12 protein-coding genes are annotated in these 12941 nt (G+C 38.8%); 6 read left to right on the forward strand and 6 right to left on the reverse strand.

What is annotated here, in order from left to right:
• The first annotated feature begins 16 nt into the window (after window positions 1–16).
• From pqiA to rmf, 4 genes are all read left to right on the forward strand, one after another.
• On the forward strand, window positions 17–1291 hold the full coding sequence (pqiA, locus tag PSE72_RS05735) for a membrane integrity-associated transporter subunit PqiA (RefSeq protein WP_004909631.1): 1275 nt from the start codon (window positions 17–19) through the stop codon (window positions 1289–1291).
• Window positions 1288–2937 carry an intermembrane transport protein PqiB gene (pqiB, locus tag PSE72_RS05740; RefSeq protein WP_115167626.1) on the forward strand — a complete coding sequence of 550 codons (1650 nt, stop codon included), beginning with the start codon at window positions 1288–1290 and terminating at the stop codon, window positions 2935–2937. The genes pqiA and pqiB overlap by 4 nt, the downstream gene beginning before the upstream one ends.
• Window positions 2937–3491: a membrane integrity-associated transporter subunit PqiC gene (gene pqiC / locus PSE72_RS05745; protein WP_109911061.1), complete on the forward strand. Its 555-nt coding sequence runs from the start codon at window positions 2937–2939 to the stop codon at window positions 3489–3491. Before pqiB ends, pqiC begins: the two co-directional genes overlap by 1 nt.
• Before the next feature lie 358 nt (window positions 3492–3849).
• Window positions 3850–4020 (forward strand): ribosome modulation factor, encoded by a 171-nt coding sequence (rmf, locus tag PSE72_RS05750; protein ID WP_109911062.1) that lies wholly within the window; start codon window positions 3850–3852, stop codon window positions 4018–4020.
• A 129-nt stretch (window positions 4021–4149) separates the two neighbouring features.
• Here the strand turns inward: rmf and fabA are convergent, their stop codons facing one another.
• The 3 genes from fabA to PSE72_RS05765 form a co-directional block, all read right to left on the reverse strand.
• A complete protein-coding gene (fabA, locus tag PSE72_RS05755) occupies window positions 4150–4668 on the reverse strand; it encodes a bifunctional 3-hydroxydecanoyl-ACP dehydratase/trans-2-decenoyl-ACP isomerase (protein ID WP_115167625.1) in 519 nt (172 codons plus the stop codon).
• A 96-nt stretch (window positions 4669–4764) separates the two neighbouring features.
• Entirely contained in the window at window positions 4765–6501 is a 1737-nt protein-coding gene (locus PSE72_RS05760; RefSeq protein ID WP_115167624.1) for an AAA family ATPase, read from the reverse strand.
• A gap of 208 nt (window positions 6502–6709) precedes the next feature.
• The gene (locus tag PSE72_RS05765; RefSeq protein ID WP_004909646.1) at window positions 6710–6886 is read right to left on the reverse strand and encodes a GhoT/OrtT family toxin; all 177 of its coding nucleotides are present in this window, start codon (window positions 6884–6886) and stop codon (window positions 6710–6712) included.
• Between the two features lie 173 nt (window positions 6887–7059).
• On the opposite strand from PSE72_RS05765, the gene matP reads away from it, so the two are divergent.
• Window positions 7060–7527 carry a macrodomain Ter protein MatP gene (gene matP / locus PSE72_RS05770; protein WP_004909648.1) on the forward strand — a complete coding sequence of 156 codons (468 nt, stop codon included), beginning with the start codon at window positions 7060–7062 and terminating at the stop codon, window positions 7525–7527.
• A 277-nt stretch (window positions 7528–7804) separates the two neighbouring features.
• Here matP and ompA read toward each other — a convergent pair whose 3' ends face one another.
• On the reverse strand, window positions 7805–8893 hold the full coding sequence (ompA, locus tag PSE72_RS05775; RefSeq protein WP_109911065.1) for a porin OmpA: 1089 nt from the start codon (window positions 8891–8893) through the stop codon (window positions 7805–7807).
• 355 nt (window positions 8894–9248) lie between these two features.
• Entirely contained in the window at window positions 9249–9770 is a 522-nt protein-coding gene (gene sulA, locus PSE72_RS05780; protein ID WP_115167623.1) for an SOS-induced cell division inhibitor SulA, read from the reverse strand.
• A 231-nt stretch (window positions 9771–10001) separates the two neighbouring features.
• On the opposite strand from sulA, the gene PSE72_RS05785 reads away from it, so the two are divergent.
• The gene (locus tag PSE72_RS05785) at window positions 10002–10616 is read left to right on the forward strand and encodes a TfoX/Sxy family DNA transformation protein (RefSeq protein ID WP_115167622.1); all 615 of its coding nucleotides are present in this window, start codon (window positions 10002–10004) and stop codon (window positions 10614–10616) included.
• Between the two features lie 103 nt (window positions 10617–10719).
• Here the strand turns inward: PSE72_RS05785 and yccS are convergent, their stop codons facing one another.
• Window positions 10720–12870: a YccS family putative transporter gene (gene yccS / locus PSE72_RS05790; protein WP_147281948.1), complete on the reverse strand. Its 2151-nt coding sequence runs from the start codon at window positions 12868–12870 to the stop codon at window positions 10720–10722.
• Between the last annotated feature and the right edge of the window lie 71 nt (window positions 12871–12941).

Raw genomic sequence — 12941 nt, forward strand, 5'->3', positions numbered from 1 at the left:
AAGGAGCAAATACACTTTGTGCAACCATGAGTCTCATGAACATGTGCTTTGTCCTCAGTGTGACATGTTGGTTGCAGTCCCTGAATTGGAGCAAGGGAGCAAGGCAACGTGTCCACGCTGCGAGACCACATTGGTCTCAAAGTGGCGATATCCGTATAAGCAGCCAGCAGCATATGCCTTCAGTGCATTAATTATGCTGTTTGTTGCCTGCTTATTCCCCTTTGTTAAGATGGGGGCCGCAGGGATTGAAAATGAAATTTCGTTATTTCAAATAATTGAAATTATAGCAACCACACGTTATAGCGGTCTGGCACTCTTTTTTCTATTTTTTTCATTGATTATTCCTGCATTTTGCATGATCACAATTATTCTTTTAGGGTTACAAGTTCATATTCCTAAAAGTATCAAAGTGGTGATAACCCGCATTTTGTTCCAAATGAAAGCGTGGTGTATGGCTGAGATTTTTTTAGCGGGGGTCTTAGTCAGTTTTGTTAAATTGATAGCTTACGGTGATATTGGCATCGGGTTAAGCTTTTTACCTTATTGCGCGTATTGCATGCTACAAGTAAGGGCTTTTCAATGCTTAGATCGCCATTGGCTGTGGAACCGAATTGAAGCGGCTCCGAAGCTAGATAGGCGGTTAATCGTGGGCCAGACAGGTATTAAGCAAGATGTACGTTTATGCCTAGTGTGTACGGCGATTTTACCTGCCGAACAATCAAAATGTCCACGTTGTCACTCCCATGGTAGTGTACGAAAAAACCAAAGTTTACAATGGACTTTGGCGCTTTTAGTCACATCAATTATGTTGTATATCCCTGCTAATGTGTTGCCAATGATGACTACTAATACATTGGGAACGGCATTAAATTCGACGATTATTGATGGTGTGATTTTGTTGTGGGAAGACGGGTCATATCCTGTTGCCATGGTGATTTTTGTGGCCAGTATCATGGTACCTACATTGAAAATGATAGGAATTGCGTGGCTTTGCCTAGATTCTAAAGGGTACGGTAATCGCGACCCGCATCGTATGCACTTTATTTATGAGCTGGTGGAATATGTCGGCCGCTGGTCAATGATAGATGTGTTTGTTATCACTATTTTAGCCTCTTTGGTTCAAATGGGGCAATTGATGAATATTGTCCCTGCGATGGGGATTATTTTCTTTGGTGTGGTTGTTATTCTCACAATGTTTGCAGCGATGACCTTTGACCCTAGATTAACATGGGACCGCTGTGAAAGAAAAAATGCAGTAAATACTGTTGAACAAGAAGGAGTCATCGGGTGACTGATAAAGAAACACCACAGGCCAATGCCAAAATTAGCAAGCTAAAAAGTTGGTCGCCTGTATGGGTGATCCCAATAGTGACGCTCTTGCTTGGTGCTTGGGTCTTATTTTACCACTTTAGCAACCAAGGCCCAGAAGTGACATTAATCACTTACAATGCTGAAGGAATAGAAGCGGGTAAAACGAAAATTAAAAGTCGCAGCGTTGATATTGGCGTTGTGGAAAGCGTGACACTCGATGATAATTTTAGTCGAGTGATCATTAAAGCGCGCTTGAACAATGAAATGAAAGAGTTGCTACGTACCGATTCCGCATTTTGGATTGTAAAACCAACAATCGGGCGTGATGGCGTCACTGGGCTGGGCACATTACTTTCAGGTGCTTATATTGAGCTTCAACCGGGGTTAGCGGCAAAAGAGCATTTCGAGTTCACTCTGTTAGATACCCCTCCTCTTGCATCACCAGATGCTAAGGGCATTCGTGTGGTACTGGTGAGTGATAAGGCAGGGCAATTAAACCCGGGTGACCCTGTATTATTCCGTGGTTACCGAGTCGGTTCTGTTGAAACTAGCAACTTTGATATGGATAAGCGTGATATGCGCTACCAATTATTTATCAATGCGCCGTATGATAAATTGATTAGTTCAAATGTACGTTTCTGGAAAGACAGTGGTATTGCTTTTGATATGTCATCCCAAGGTGTTCACGTTGAAATGGGCTCAATTGCTACACTGCTTACCGGTGGTGTGAGTTTTGATGTTCCAACGGGGTGGGTTCCAGGTGTGAATGTGAAGGAAAATACGGAATTCCAACTGTTTGACAACCAAAGCAGTATTCAAAACTCTTTGTATACACAGTATCAAGATTTTGTCTTATTTTTCTCCGACTCAGTGCGAGGCTTGCAACCAGGCGCGCCGGTCGAGTTCCGGGGTATTCGTTTAGGTACTGTTGCACAAGTGCCTTTTTATACGGAAGGTTTAGACCAATCTCTGGATAATGACTTTAGAATTCCTGTTTTGATTCATATTGAGCCAGAACGTTTCTCTAAAGATGTTGGCAAGAATTTTAATTTAAAAAATGAATTAAATTTAGCATTGAAAGATGGCTTGAGAGCATCATTAAAATCAGGAAATTTACTAACTGGCGCATTATTTGTTGACTTGGATTTTGTGCAAAATGCAGAGCCTTATAAAGGCCCAATGGTGGTTGCTGGCTATAAAATTATCCCAACAACCAGTGCAGGGTTAGCGCAAATTCAACAAAAAGTCATTGCAGTGTTAGATAAAATTAACAATATGCCAATTGAACCGATGCTTAATCAAACCACACAAACATTGGCAGAAGGGCAGAAAGTTGTTAAAGAAGCTAATGCTATGTTAGCACAGCTTAACAAAGTGATGGCGAGTAAAGAGTTCCAGAATTTACCTCATGACTTGCAAAAAACGCTGCAAGAAATGAACCGAGCAATGCAAGGTTTCCAACCTGGTTCACCAGCTTATAATAAAATGGTGGATAACATGCAGCGTTTAGACCAAGTATTGAGAGAAGTTCAGCCACTTTTACGTACCTTGAATAATAAGAGTAATGCACTAGTTTTTGAAGCTGAACCCACGAAGGATGTTGAGCCTAAAGGAGTGAAAAAATAATGAGATATTTATTATCGATATTTGTTTTGTTATTGGCGGCTTGTAGTAGTACCCCAGAGAAAAAGTACTACCAATTGCCAATGAAAACTCCTCAGATACAATCTGCCGAGGTGATGGATAAAGGCCAAGTATGGTTGCAGCGTATTATGTTATCGGATGTACTGACATCAAATGGTATTACCTACCAAACGACAGATGTCAGTTATACCAATGCAAGTACCCACTTATGGGCTAGCCCATTAGAGCAACAACTTGGGCAGTCGATGGTGAGTGAATTATCTGCAGCATTACCTGAAAAATTGGTATCGTTGCAGCCATTACAGAACTCACCGGATACACTTGATATCACTTTAACGGCCTTTAATGGGCGGTATGACGGGAAAGTATTAGTGCAAGGTTTCTGGACTTACTCTCATGATAACAACGTGATCCGCCGTAATTTTGATGTACAGTTAGATCAAAATGAAGATGGCTATCCAGAGTTAGTCCGTACGTTATCGATGGGGTGGCAGCAAGTGGCTGAGAGTATTGCGAAAGAAATAGATAAATACTAGTTATTGGCAACTATTTAAGTAAATTATATTAAATGCACCTTGAATATATGTAGTTTTATATATTTCAGGTGCATTATTATTTTTATCAAATATAGATATTCTTTTAATTTATATATTAGTGAACAATAACTTCTTTTATTCGCTAATATTATGATAAATAAAAGAATGTTTTTATTTTTAATTTAAATCAATGAGTTATGCTAATTGTCACATACAAGTCACACTTATGCTATTTATGACAAATATATGAAAATCTTTACTTGATTTTTTTATCAACGGGCGCTATTTCTATAGAGTACCTATTAAAAAATAGTAGGTGCTGTTTTCTTTTCCATTTAAATGATGAGGGAAGTAAGGCATGAAAAGACAGAAGCGAGACCGTTTAGAAAGAGCTTTATCAAGAGGTTATCAAGCAGGTTTAGCGGGGCGTTCTAAAGAGATGTGCCCATATCAAGCAGTAGATGCTCGGTCGCATTGGCTAGGTGGTTGGCGAAAGGCGATGGAGGACCGAACCGTAGCGGTAGTATAATCCCCATATTCTTTGATCCTTTAGGTTAAATAGCCTGTACTGATTTTTTTGCGTATTTTTGGGTTTTTAAGTTAAAGAGATCAATCAATTTAAGAACCTCCGCCATTGCGGAGGTTTGCATTTCAAAGCTTAGAATGCGCTGGTGTCTTTAAAAAGACCCACTTTTAAGTCTGTTGCAGTATAAATTAACTTACCATCAACTAATACTTCACCGTCTGCTAAACCCATAATCAGTTTACGGTTGATCACGCGTTTAAAGCTGATACGGTAAGTGACTTTTTTCGCGGTAGGGAGAACTTGGCCAGTAAATTTAACTTCGCCAACGCCTAACGCACGCCCTTTACCTTCACCGCCGAGCCAGCCAAGGTAGAAGCCAACTAACTGCCACATTGCATCTAGGCCTAAACAGCCTGGCATGACAGGATCATTTGTAAAGTGGCAGCTAAAGAACCAAAGGTCTGGATTAATATCCAGTTCAGCTTCCACATAACCTTTATTAAATGTACCGCCATCTTCAGTCATACTGACGATACGATCCATCATCAACATGTTTCCTGATGGCAATGGAGGACCATTTTCTCCAAATAACTCGCCTTTACCAGAAGCAATTAAATCATCTTTTGTGTAGGATCCGCGTTTTTCAACCATGTTCTTAAGATAGCCTTTATTATGTGTAGGGCTACAGGATAGCGTACACTTGTACGCTGAACAACTCCGATCTGCTATTTTTTACGCAATCTTTACTTAACTTATCCATTTTAAGAACCAAGGAAGTCTAGTCTTATCTGGTGAATTGGCCTGATTGATACGTTCTTGAATTAAAGCTAACAGGTGTACATTTTCCTCTTCAGCTTGTTGTTCAAAGTAAGGCTGCTTAGTGAGTAAAGTAATGGCTTGAGCAACATGTTCAACAGGCCAAATATGGAACTGGCCTTCTTGTACTGCTTCAACGACAGCAGACTTGGTGCATAAATGGCGCACATTTGCCATTGGGATGATGACACCTTGGTTGCCTGTTAATCCTCGTTTTTCACAGATATCGAAGAAGCCTTCAATTTTCTCATTTACCCCACCAATAGGTTGGACATAACCAAATTGGTCAACCGCACCGGTGATGGCAATTTGCTGATCAATAGGTTGTAGAGCTAATGCACTAATTAAAGCACACAGCTCTGCGAGCGATGCGCTATCACCATCAACTTCACCATAGGATTGCTCAAAGACGATAGAGGCGGAGAAGGGCTGAGGTTGTTCTAATTTAAGCTCGTAATTTAAATAGGCTTGCATAATCATCATGCCTTTGGCATGAATATTACCGCCTAGCTCGGCTTTACGTTCTACATCTGTAAATTCACCATCACCTAAATGCGCAACACAGGTGATTCGCGAAGGTTCGCCAATGGCATCTGGGTGCCCCGGGTATTGCAAAACAGACAAACCATTAACTTGCCCGATGACTTCGCCTTCGGTTTTAACAAAGATTTGTTCTTGTAAAATATCATCTTGAGTACGTTCAGCAAGAAAACTGTGGCGCCATTGGCGATTTTCGTTTGCTCGATTAAATGACTCTTGAGTAAGCAAATGGTTAACATGGTAATGGCTGGCATCGACAAGAGATCGAACTAACCAAAGAATATCAAGAGGAAGATTAAATTTATCTTCACAGTAACGTACAGCTTGTTGGATAAAGGGAAGCCAACCATCAGGCGAAATATTCGGTAATTTATTCGAATCAATAATGGATTTTATGTAACGCATCCATAAGGCCAATTGCTCTTCATCCTCGAAGAACATAACAGGCTCATATTCGCCATAAATAGCGCAGCTAAATAACTCCGGTGCTGTAAATTCAAATTCTTCTAAAGCGAGTCGATCACCAACAATAATAACTTTAAGTTCTAAGGGCTGTGGCTCAATTTCAATTGGTAAAGGTTGATTTTCAGAATAAGGCAACCATTCAAATTGTTGACGGTTAACCATATTTTTTAAGCGAGCCCACATTAAAGGTTGGTTAATTAATGCACTAGCTGCGATAACTAATACACCGCCATTGATTTGATGAAGTAAGCCAGGTACTAAATTCAAGGACGGGGTGACATAGCCGAATAATTGTTCAGGTTCTATCCAATTACGGTACGCGATTTTTTCACGAGAAGAAAAGCGGCTTTTAACACCATTTTTCCACTGAAAAAGTCGGTTATCTTCAGATAACTGATAATCACCATCAATGGTGTTGATCTCTGCTAGCAAGGGGGTAATTGCATTAGCATAAAGGCTAAGATATGCCTCACTTTCATCAGACTTGATAAACATAAAGCGTGTTTGGGCAAATTCATCAACAAAATGTTGTATGCCATCAGACAGCCTAGGCTGAATGTCTGATAAAATTGCAGGAGTCAACGTTTCTGAAGATACAAATTTCGTCTGAAATGACGATAAGTTAGGAATTAGGCCTTGCCATGTTAGTTCTTGACTGATCACTATAATTATCTGCTATTAATAGGGTTATAAATAAAATGCCTGCCAATAAGCTGGGCGTATATGCCTGAACAAGGTTTATTTAATAAATTTGCTAAATAATATTGTTTGTTTTATAAACAAAATTCAGGCTAATTCATTACCCAATGGGCAAGCCTGATATATTAGCCTTTGATAGGCAATCTTGCAGCAATAATTGTTGAATTATCGACTAGAATAACGAAAACATAAACACAATAGGTAGTGTCATTGGCCAAGTTAAGCCAATAAGTATGGCGCTCAATAAACGCATAAAACAGTTCGGGTCTTTTGTAACGAGTAAGGTAAATAGCATTGCGCATACTCCGCCAATCCCATAGATGACGAGTATGTATTCAAATGTGGACATGCAGTTTTATTAATTTGTTAACAGATAGGGGCAGATTGTACACTATTTTCACAAGGGTAGGTTGTCTTCTTTACTGAAAAAGTGAATATTCTACTAAATCGAATATCTGCTTGAGTATTTTGTTTATAATCTTGCTAATATAAAGATAGGTTCAATTTTCTTCAGGAAAAATTATGAAATATCAGCAGCTTGAAAATCTTGAATGTGGCTGGAAATGGGAATACCTCGTCAATAAAGCAAGAGGTGGTGAAGCTATTACCCGTTATATAGAAAGAAGCGCAGAAAAAGAAGCGATAGACTTGCTGCTAAAAATGGAAAATAGACCGATTGATGTACTAAAGTGGATCACTTTGCATATGAATCCTGAGCTTGATAATCGAATGAAACAGAGTATTCGAGCGAGGCGTAAACGTCATTTTAATGCAGAGCATCCCCATACACGTAAGAAATCAATAGATTTAAATTTTTCGGTGTGGCAGCGTTTGTCTAATCTTGCAGTGAAGCGTAATAAAACGTTGTCTGAAACTATTATTCAGTTGATTGAAGATGCGGAACATAAAGATAAATATGAGAGTCAGATGAGCTCATTAAAGCAAGATTTGCAAGCGATCCTCGGGACGTCAAAGGAAAAGGATAATTAACAAAGGTCCGCGGCTCATTACTGTTGTATGTATTCAAGTAGTATGCTTTTATTACGAGATATTTATTTTAAAGTGAATTTTTATATCGTTATATCGTTATATCGTTATATCGTTATATCGTTATATCGTTATATCGTTATATCGTTATATCGTTATATCGTTATATCGTTATATCGTTATATCGTTATATCGTTCCTATTATTCTAATAGTAAAAAAAAACCCCAATATTAATTGGGGTTTTTATGTTCAGTTCGAAATTCAAACTAGGGCTAAGAATTAAGCACCTGGTTGAGTTACAACTTCAGTTGTACCTTGGATTTCGATTTCAACGCGACGGTCTGGCGCTAAACACTCGATCAGAGCAGCACGGCCTTTAACATCGTCACATTTGTTACCAGTTACTGGATCTTCTTTACCACGACCTTCTGCAGCGATTGCGCTAGCTGGAACGCCTTTAGCAACTAAGTAGTCAACTACAGACTGAGCACGTTTTTGTGACAGTGGCAGGTTGTAGTTTTGTGAACCGATACGGTCAGTGAAACCAACTACCAGTACGCGACCTTGAGTTGGGTCGATGCTGCTAAGTTCGTTGTACAGCTCATTCAGAGCTTCTTGACCTTCTGGTTTCAGGCTTGCTTTGTTGAAATTAAACAGAACGTCTGAACGCAGTGTAAAACGTTTGTTTTCAACAACTGGAGCTGGAGCTACAACTGGAGCTGGAGCAACAACTGGAGCATCAGCTTGACCGAAACGGTAAGCAACACCAACACTCAACATACCGTTGTCTGGACGAGTACCGATATTGTCTTTGTCACCTAAGTTGCTAACCCATTGGTAGTCTAAACGAGTCGCCCACTCTGGAGTGATTGCGTACTCAAGACCCAATGCGTATACAGGTGCAACGCCAGTGTCAGTTTCTTTGAAACGTTCGCCATTTTGGTGAGCTTTAGCTTCAGTACGGTAAACCATACCACCTAAACGAGTGTAAACGTCTAAGTCATCAATGATTGGATAGCTTAATTTGGTAGTTAATGAAACACCCATAGATTTCAGGTCACCGCTGTTACCAGCGCCTTTGTATTTCATTTTACCGAACCAATCGTAGCCTAGCTCAAAGCCTAAGTATTGGTTATATTGGTAACCAGCGTAGGCACCTGCACCGATTGTGTCACGGTCAGTGCTGTTACCAACAGTGCCCCAACCTGCATAGTCTGTACCAGTTTTTGCTGGGTTCAGGCTAGTATCTTCATAGTGAGACCAACCTAATTTAGCACCGGTATACCAAGTGTTATCTTTTGGAGCTGCTTGTGCAACGGTTGCAAAAGCTGCTACTGCCACTGCTACTGCGATAGCTGTTTTTTTCATTTTTACGCCTCGTTATCATCCAATATTGGCTTGGCTTCGCTGAGCCTTATTATATGCCATTGGTTTAATTTACTTGCTAGGTTTCGCAGACATTATCTACAAAAAAATAATAAAAGTAAAAAAATAATGCCATAAGCCGAACAAGCTAAAGTCTACAACGAACTTAAAAAGATACAAGTAGAGTGAGCAATAATCGTTAAAAAAAGTATTTTTTTAGTGTATAAATCAGAGAGATATGTATATTTTTCGTAATGATTATTTTTTATCTATCTGATTGATCTACAATACTTTTAATTTAACTTTAGAGATAAATATTTCTAAAGGTTAAATTTAGTAAGAAAATTCTTAATCTTAGCTAGTGATAATGATTTGAGTGAATTTTTAAGTGGTTTGGCTGTCCTGCATGTGTACTAACAATATTATATGTTCCCTGTGGACGCATAATTAAACCGATAGAACGACCTTCTTGAGCTGCACATTGTAAGCGAACAAAATCTTGCTCGCTTATTTCCGGTAGCCACCCTAGAACCACACTATAATTACCACTTCTTAGTGCTTTTTCCATGGCATCAATCGTAGTGATATCTTCCATATGATTTAATTGCATAACTTTATGAGTAGGTATACCTGATTGTTCTAACCAGTGTTTACTTAGCCTTTTATTTGGACTTAGCCAAAGTAACCAGCGCGATTGAACCCCAAACTGACGAAGCATTGGTAATAAAATATAATCCATAATAGGGTGTTTTTCATCGTAAACAAGTTCGCTCACCATACCTTGTTGCATAGAGCTATTGGTAAGCCCTGTAGCAGGGATTGATTGTGCGTAATTATTAAGAGAATGTTCTGTTGAGTTGTTCCAAGAATAGATGCTCATAATTTACCTCGTTACAATGCTGTATGAACATACAGTAACTGTATATCCATCCAATATCAAGACTATTTTTTCAAAGCGCTTCGCAACTTTGTTGTTTTTCTCCGCATTCTTCTTGGCATTTTTTATGGAAACTCTCAAAATTGGTTACGCGTAATTATCTGTAAAAAAAGAAATTATAAAATTAATTTTCTAAAGGATGAAAATTGAGCATACCCAAAAAGGAGTTTGGTAATGTTGTTAGAAGAAGAAAAAATTTTTTATTTATCCGGTTTGTTAAGTCAATTTGGCGCATTAAAACGTAAAAATCATTTTGGTGGATTTTGTTTACTAGTCGATGATGCAATTGTGGGGCTGGTACTTGATGGTTGTTTTTATTTGCGTGGTTGTTTAGTGGCGAGGAGCCACTTTGAAGCGTTAGGGTTTAATCGGTTAGTTTATAGTAAAAAAGGGATTCCATTGGAAATGCGGTACTATCAACTTTCGGAACAAGTTTGGTATGACGAAGTTTTGTTTCTCCAATATATTGCGTTGGCGTACCGTTCAGCTATCGAGGAATTAAAACAAAAGCAATCAATGACCATGCGTATAAAGGATTTACCCAATATGAATATGTCAGTTGAGCGTGCTCTAGGGAAAATTGGTGTGGCTCATGTTGATGATTTGCGCATGATGGGCGCAAAGGCTTGTTTTATGAAGCTAAAAAAACATGGTAGGAATAACCCCAGTATCAAGCTACTAATTGGCTTAGCAGCTGCAATAGAAGGGTGTCATAGTGCTGTTTTGCCTAAGGATATCAAACAAGAGCTAATTGCTTGGTATAATAGCTTTGAGTTGACGTCAGCCTAAACTCACTGAAAACGACTTTTACTATTAATATAATCAATATTACATATACGCTATATGAAGATGAGTGGGTATTGAGAATTTTAATACCCGCTCATCGGTATATTTATGTCGCACTGATAGTACGAATGATTTGCTGTATCTCAGGGATTAGTTCAAGTAATAACTTAGTTTGCTCCATGATAAGCAACGTTTTTTCGTCATCACTTGTTGAAATATCATCTATGCGGTGTAATAGACTATGGCGAAGTTTATCTGACTTTTCATCAATAACTAATGGGTCAATGGTTGTGATTTGCAAGGACGATTCAACATAGCAAATAGCGTCGTTGAGTAATGAAAGATTACTTTCATTTTGCATTTTTTCACGATGTGCACCTAATGCTGAAATATAACTGAGTAAAGTATGGTTTAAGCAAAGAAGGCGAAATGCTTGTTCTTGGGTGATTCGATAAGACTTAGGGTCAGAAGCCATATTGGAAACAATCGATGCAAACTCTGCATCATTATTGTGTGCATCTCTACGAGCAACTCGATACTCAAGGCGGTTGTCTTTACCTTGGTAGTATTGCTGTAAAATAGCATCTAAATAACGGCAGTTGCTATCCATGGTTTTTTGAATGATTTGGGGGAGTTGGCGGAATTTCCAATCTGGCCAAATAAAGCTGACGGCAAGTAATGCGATAAAACAACCTATTAATGTGTCAATGATCCGTGGAAGTGCAACATCAAACCCTTCGCCCAATAGATTAAAACAAAACAAAACAAGAAGTGTGATAAATAATGTTGCTTGGGCATATTGGCTACTGCGAAACATAAAAAACAGTAAGCCAGAAATAACGATTAGCGTAAGTTGCCCTTCCATTGAGGGGATTAAATTCAGCAAAGGTAAACCAATGAGAATACCAACAATAGTTCCTATTATGCGAAGGGCTAAGCGGCGTTTAGTGGCGCTGTAGTTAGGTTGGCATACAAATAAGCTAGTGAGTAATATCCAATATCCTCTTTCCATATCAAATAGTTGGATAATAATATAGCCAGTACAAAGGAGAATTGACATTCTTACTGCATGACGAAATAAAGATGATTTTGGCGTTAAATGGTGCTTAACCCGCGAAATAATATCACTAATACCTGATAACGATTCATCAGATAACTGCTCTATCTGTTTATTATTTTGCTGCCATGCACTTTGCTCAAGGCTCAAGCCTTTAAGCTGAACATCAATTCCTTTTAAGTTTTTAAGTAGGTTATACAGGGCTTTAATTTCATGAAGTTCAGGCGATTGCTGTTTTAGTAGCTGTAGCGATTTTTCAATGTAAGCGAAGGTACGTTCAAAACGAGGATTATGTTGGTATTGTTTACGCCATAAAACAGATTGAGCAACTTGTTGGCAGGCTCTCGCTTGCATGGTTAATAGGCGTTGAAAACGAAATAAAATATCACAGTGACGTAAAGTGCGGCTAAGCTGTTGATATTGTATGTGGGATGAACTTGCTCGTTCGTGAATGTCTTGAGCAACAAAATAATATTGTAGCGAATTTCGTGTACCTTTTTGTCCCCGATCCCCTTTTAATCGACTCAATAATGCAATTTTTGCTTGGTTCATGGTGCTAACCAAGTGGCTGTTTACTAATGCTAAATCATAAACAGAGCGTTGGTAGTCATCTTCTAAATCAGGATCAAATAAGTTAGCTTTTGCGTCTAAATAAGCTGAAAGTTGCTGATAACATTGGGTTATTGCATCTTGTAATGGCCTTACAGGAAATAAAATATGCCCAATCAAGGTTAAAATATTATACCAAATTGCCCCTGTCAGTAATAATGCGGGTTGTTGGTACCAAGTATCAAAAATGGGTACGCCGAGCATGGTATAAATGGCAATTAATAGTGCACCAAATGCGATGGTAGCGTATCGCTGTCCTAAAGCACCAAGAAGAATAAAGCCACACGTAGAAAATGCGAGGCCAAAAAAGAAAAATAAAGGATAGGGAAAAAGAAGTTCAATAGAAACAGATGCAATAAAAAAGCAAAAAAGTGTAATAATTAAATTTTTTATTCTACCAGTTAGCCTATCATCTAAGTCAGTTAGTGCTGCAGCAACGACACCCAATGTGAGTGGGATGGTGATTTTAGGCTCTTGACCTAACAACCATGGCACTAAGGTTGCGCCTGTCAGGGCTATAAATATTCGGATATAATATAAAATATGGCTGTTATATAGCACACGACGATAACTGGTAAGCAGTGTTAACACAAAGTACCTCAAAGGTAAGACAAGCCTTAATCTATATAGGATAGCTTGTTTGCAAGGAATAAAAAACCGTT

Origin of the sequence: Providencia sp. PROV116 (assembly GCF_028482485.1) — a bacterium.
Taxonomy (GTDB): Bacteria; Pseudomonadota; Gammaproteobacteria; order Enterobacterales; family Enterobacteriaceae; genus Providencia; species Providencia rettgeri.

Bases quoted from the DNA above. Each gene is read 5' to 3' on its own strand.
- pqiC (WP_109911061.1), top strand. From the start codon at position 2,937: ATGAGATATTTATTATCGATATTTGTTTTGTTATTGGCGGCTTGTAGT.
- rmf (WP_109911062.1), top strand. From the start codon at position 3,850: ATGAAAAGACAGAAGCGAGACCGTTTAGAAAGAGCTTTATCAAGAGGT.
- fabA (WP_115167625.1), bottom strand. From the start codon at position 4,668: ATGGTTGAAAAACGCGGATCCTACACAAAAGATGATTTAATTGCTTCT.
- PSE72_RS05765 (WP_004909646.1), bottom strand. From the start codon at position 6,886: ATGTCCACATTTGAATACATACTCGTCATCTATGGGATTGGCGGAGTA.
- matP (WP_004909648.1), top strand. From the start codon at position 7,060: ATGAAATATCAGCAGCTTGAAAATCTTGAATGTGGCTGGAAATGGGAA.
- sulA (WP_115167623.1), bottom strand. From the start codon at position 9,770: ATGAGCATCTATTCTTGGAACAACTCAACAGAACATTCTCTTAATAAT.
- ompA (WP_109911065.1), bottom strand. From the start codon at position 8,893: ATGAAAAAAACAGCTATCGCAGTAGCAGTGGCAGTAGCAGCTTTTGCA.
- PSE72_RS05785 (WP_115167622.1), top strand. From the start codon at position 10,002: ATGTTGTTAGAAGAAGAAAAAATTTTTTATTTATCCGGTTTGTTAAGT.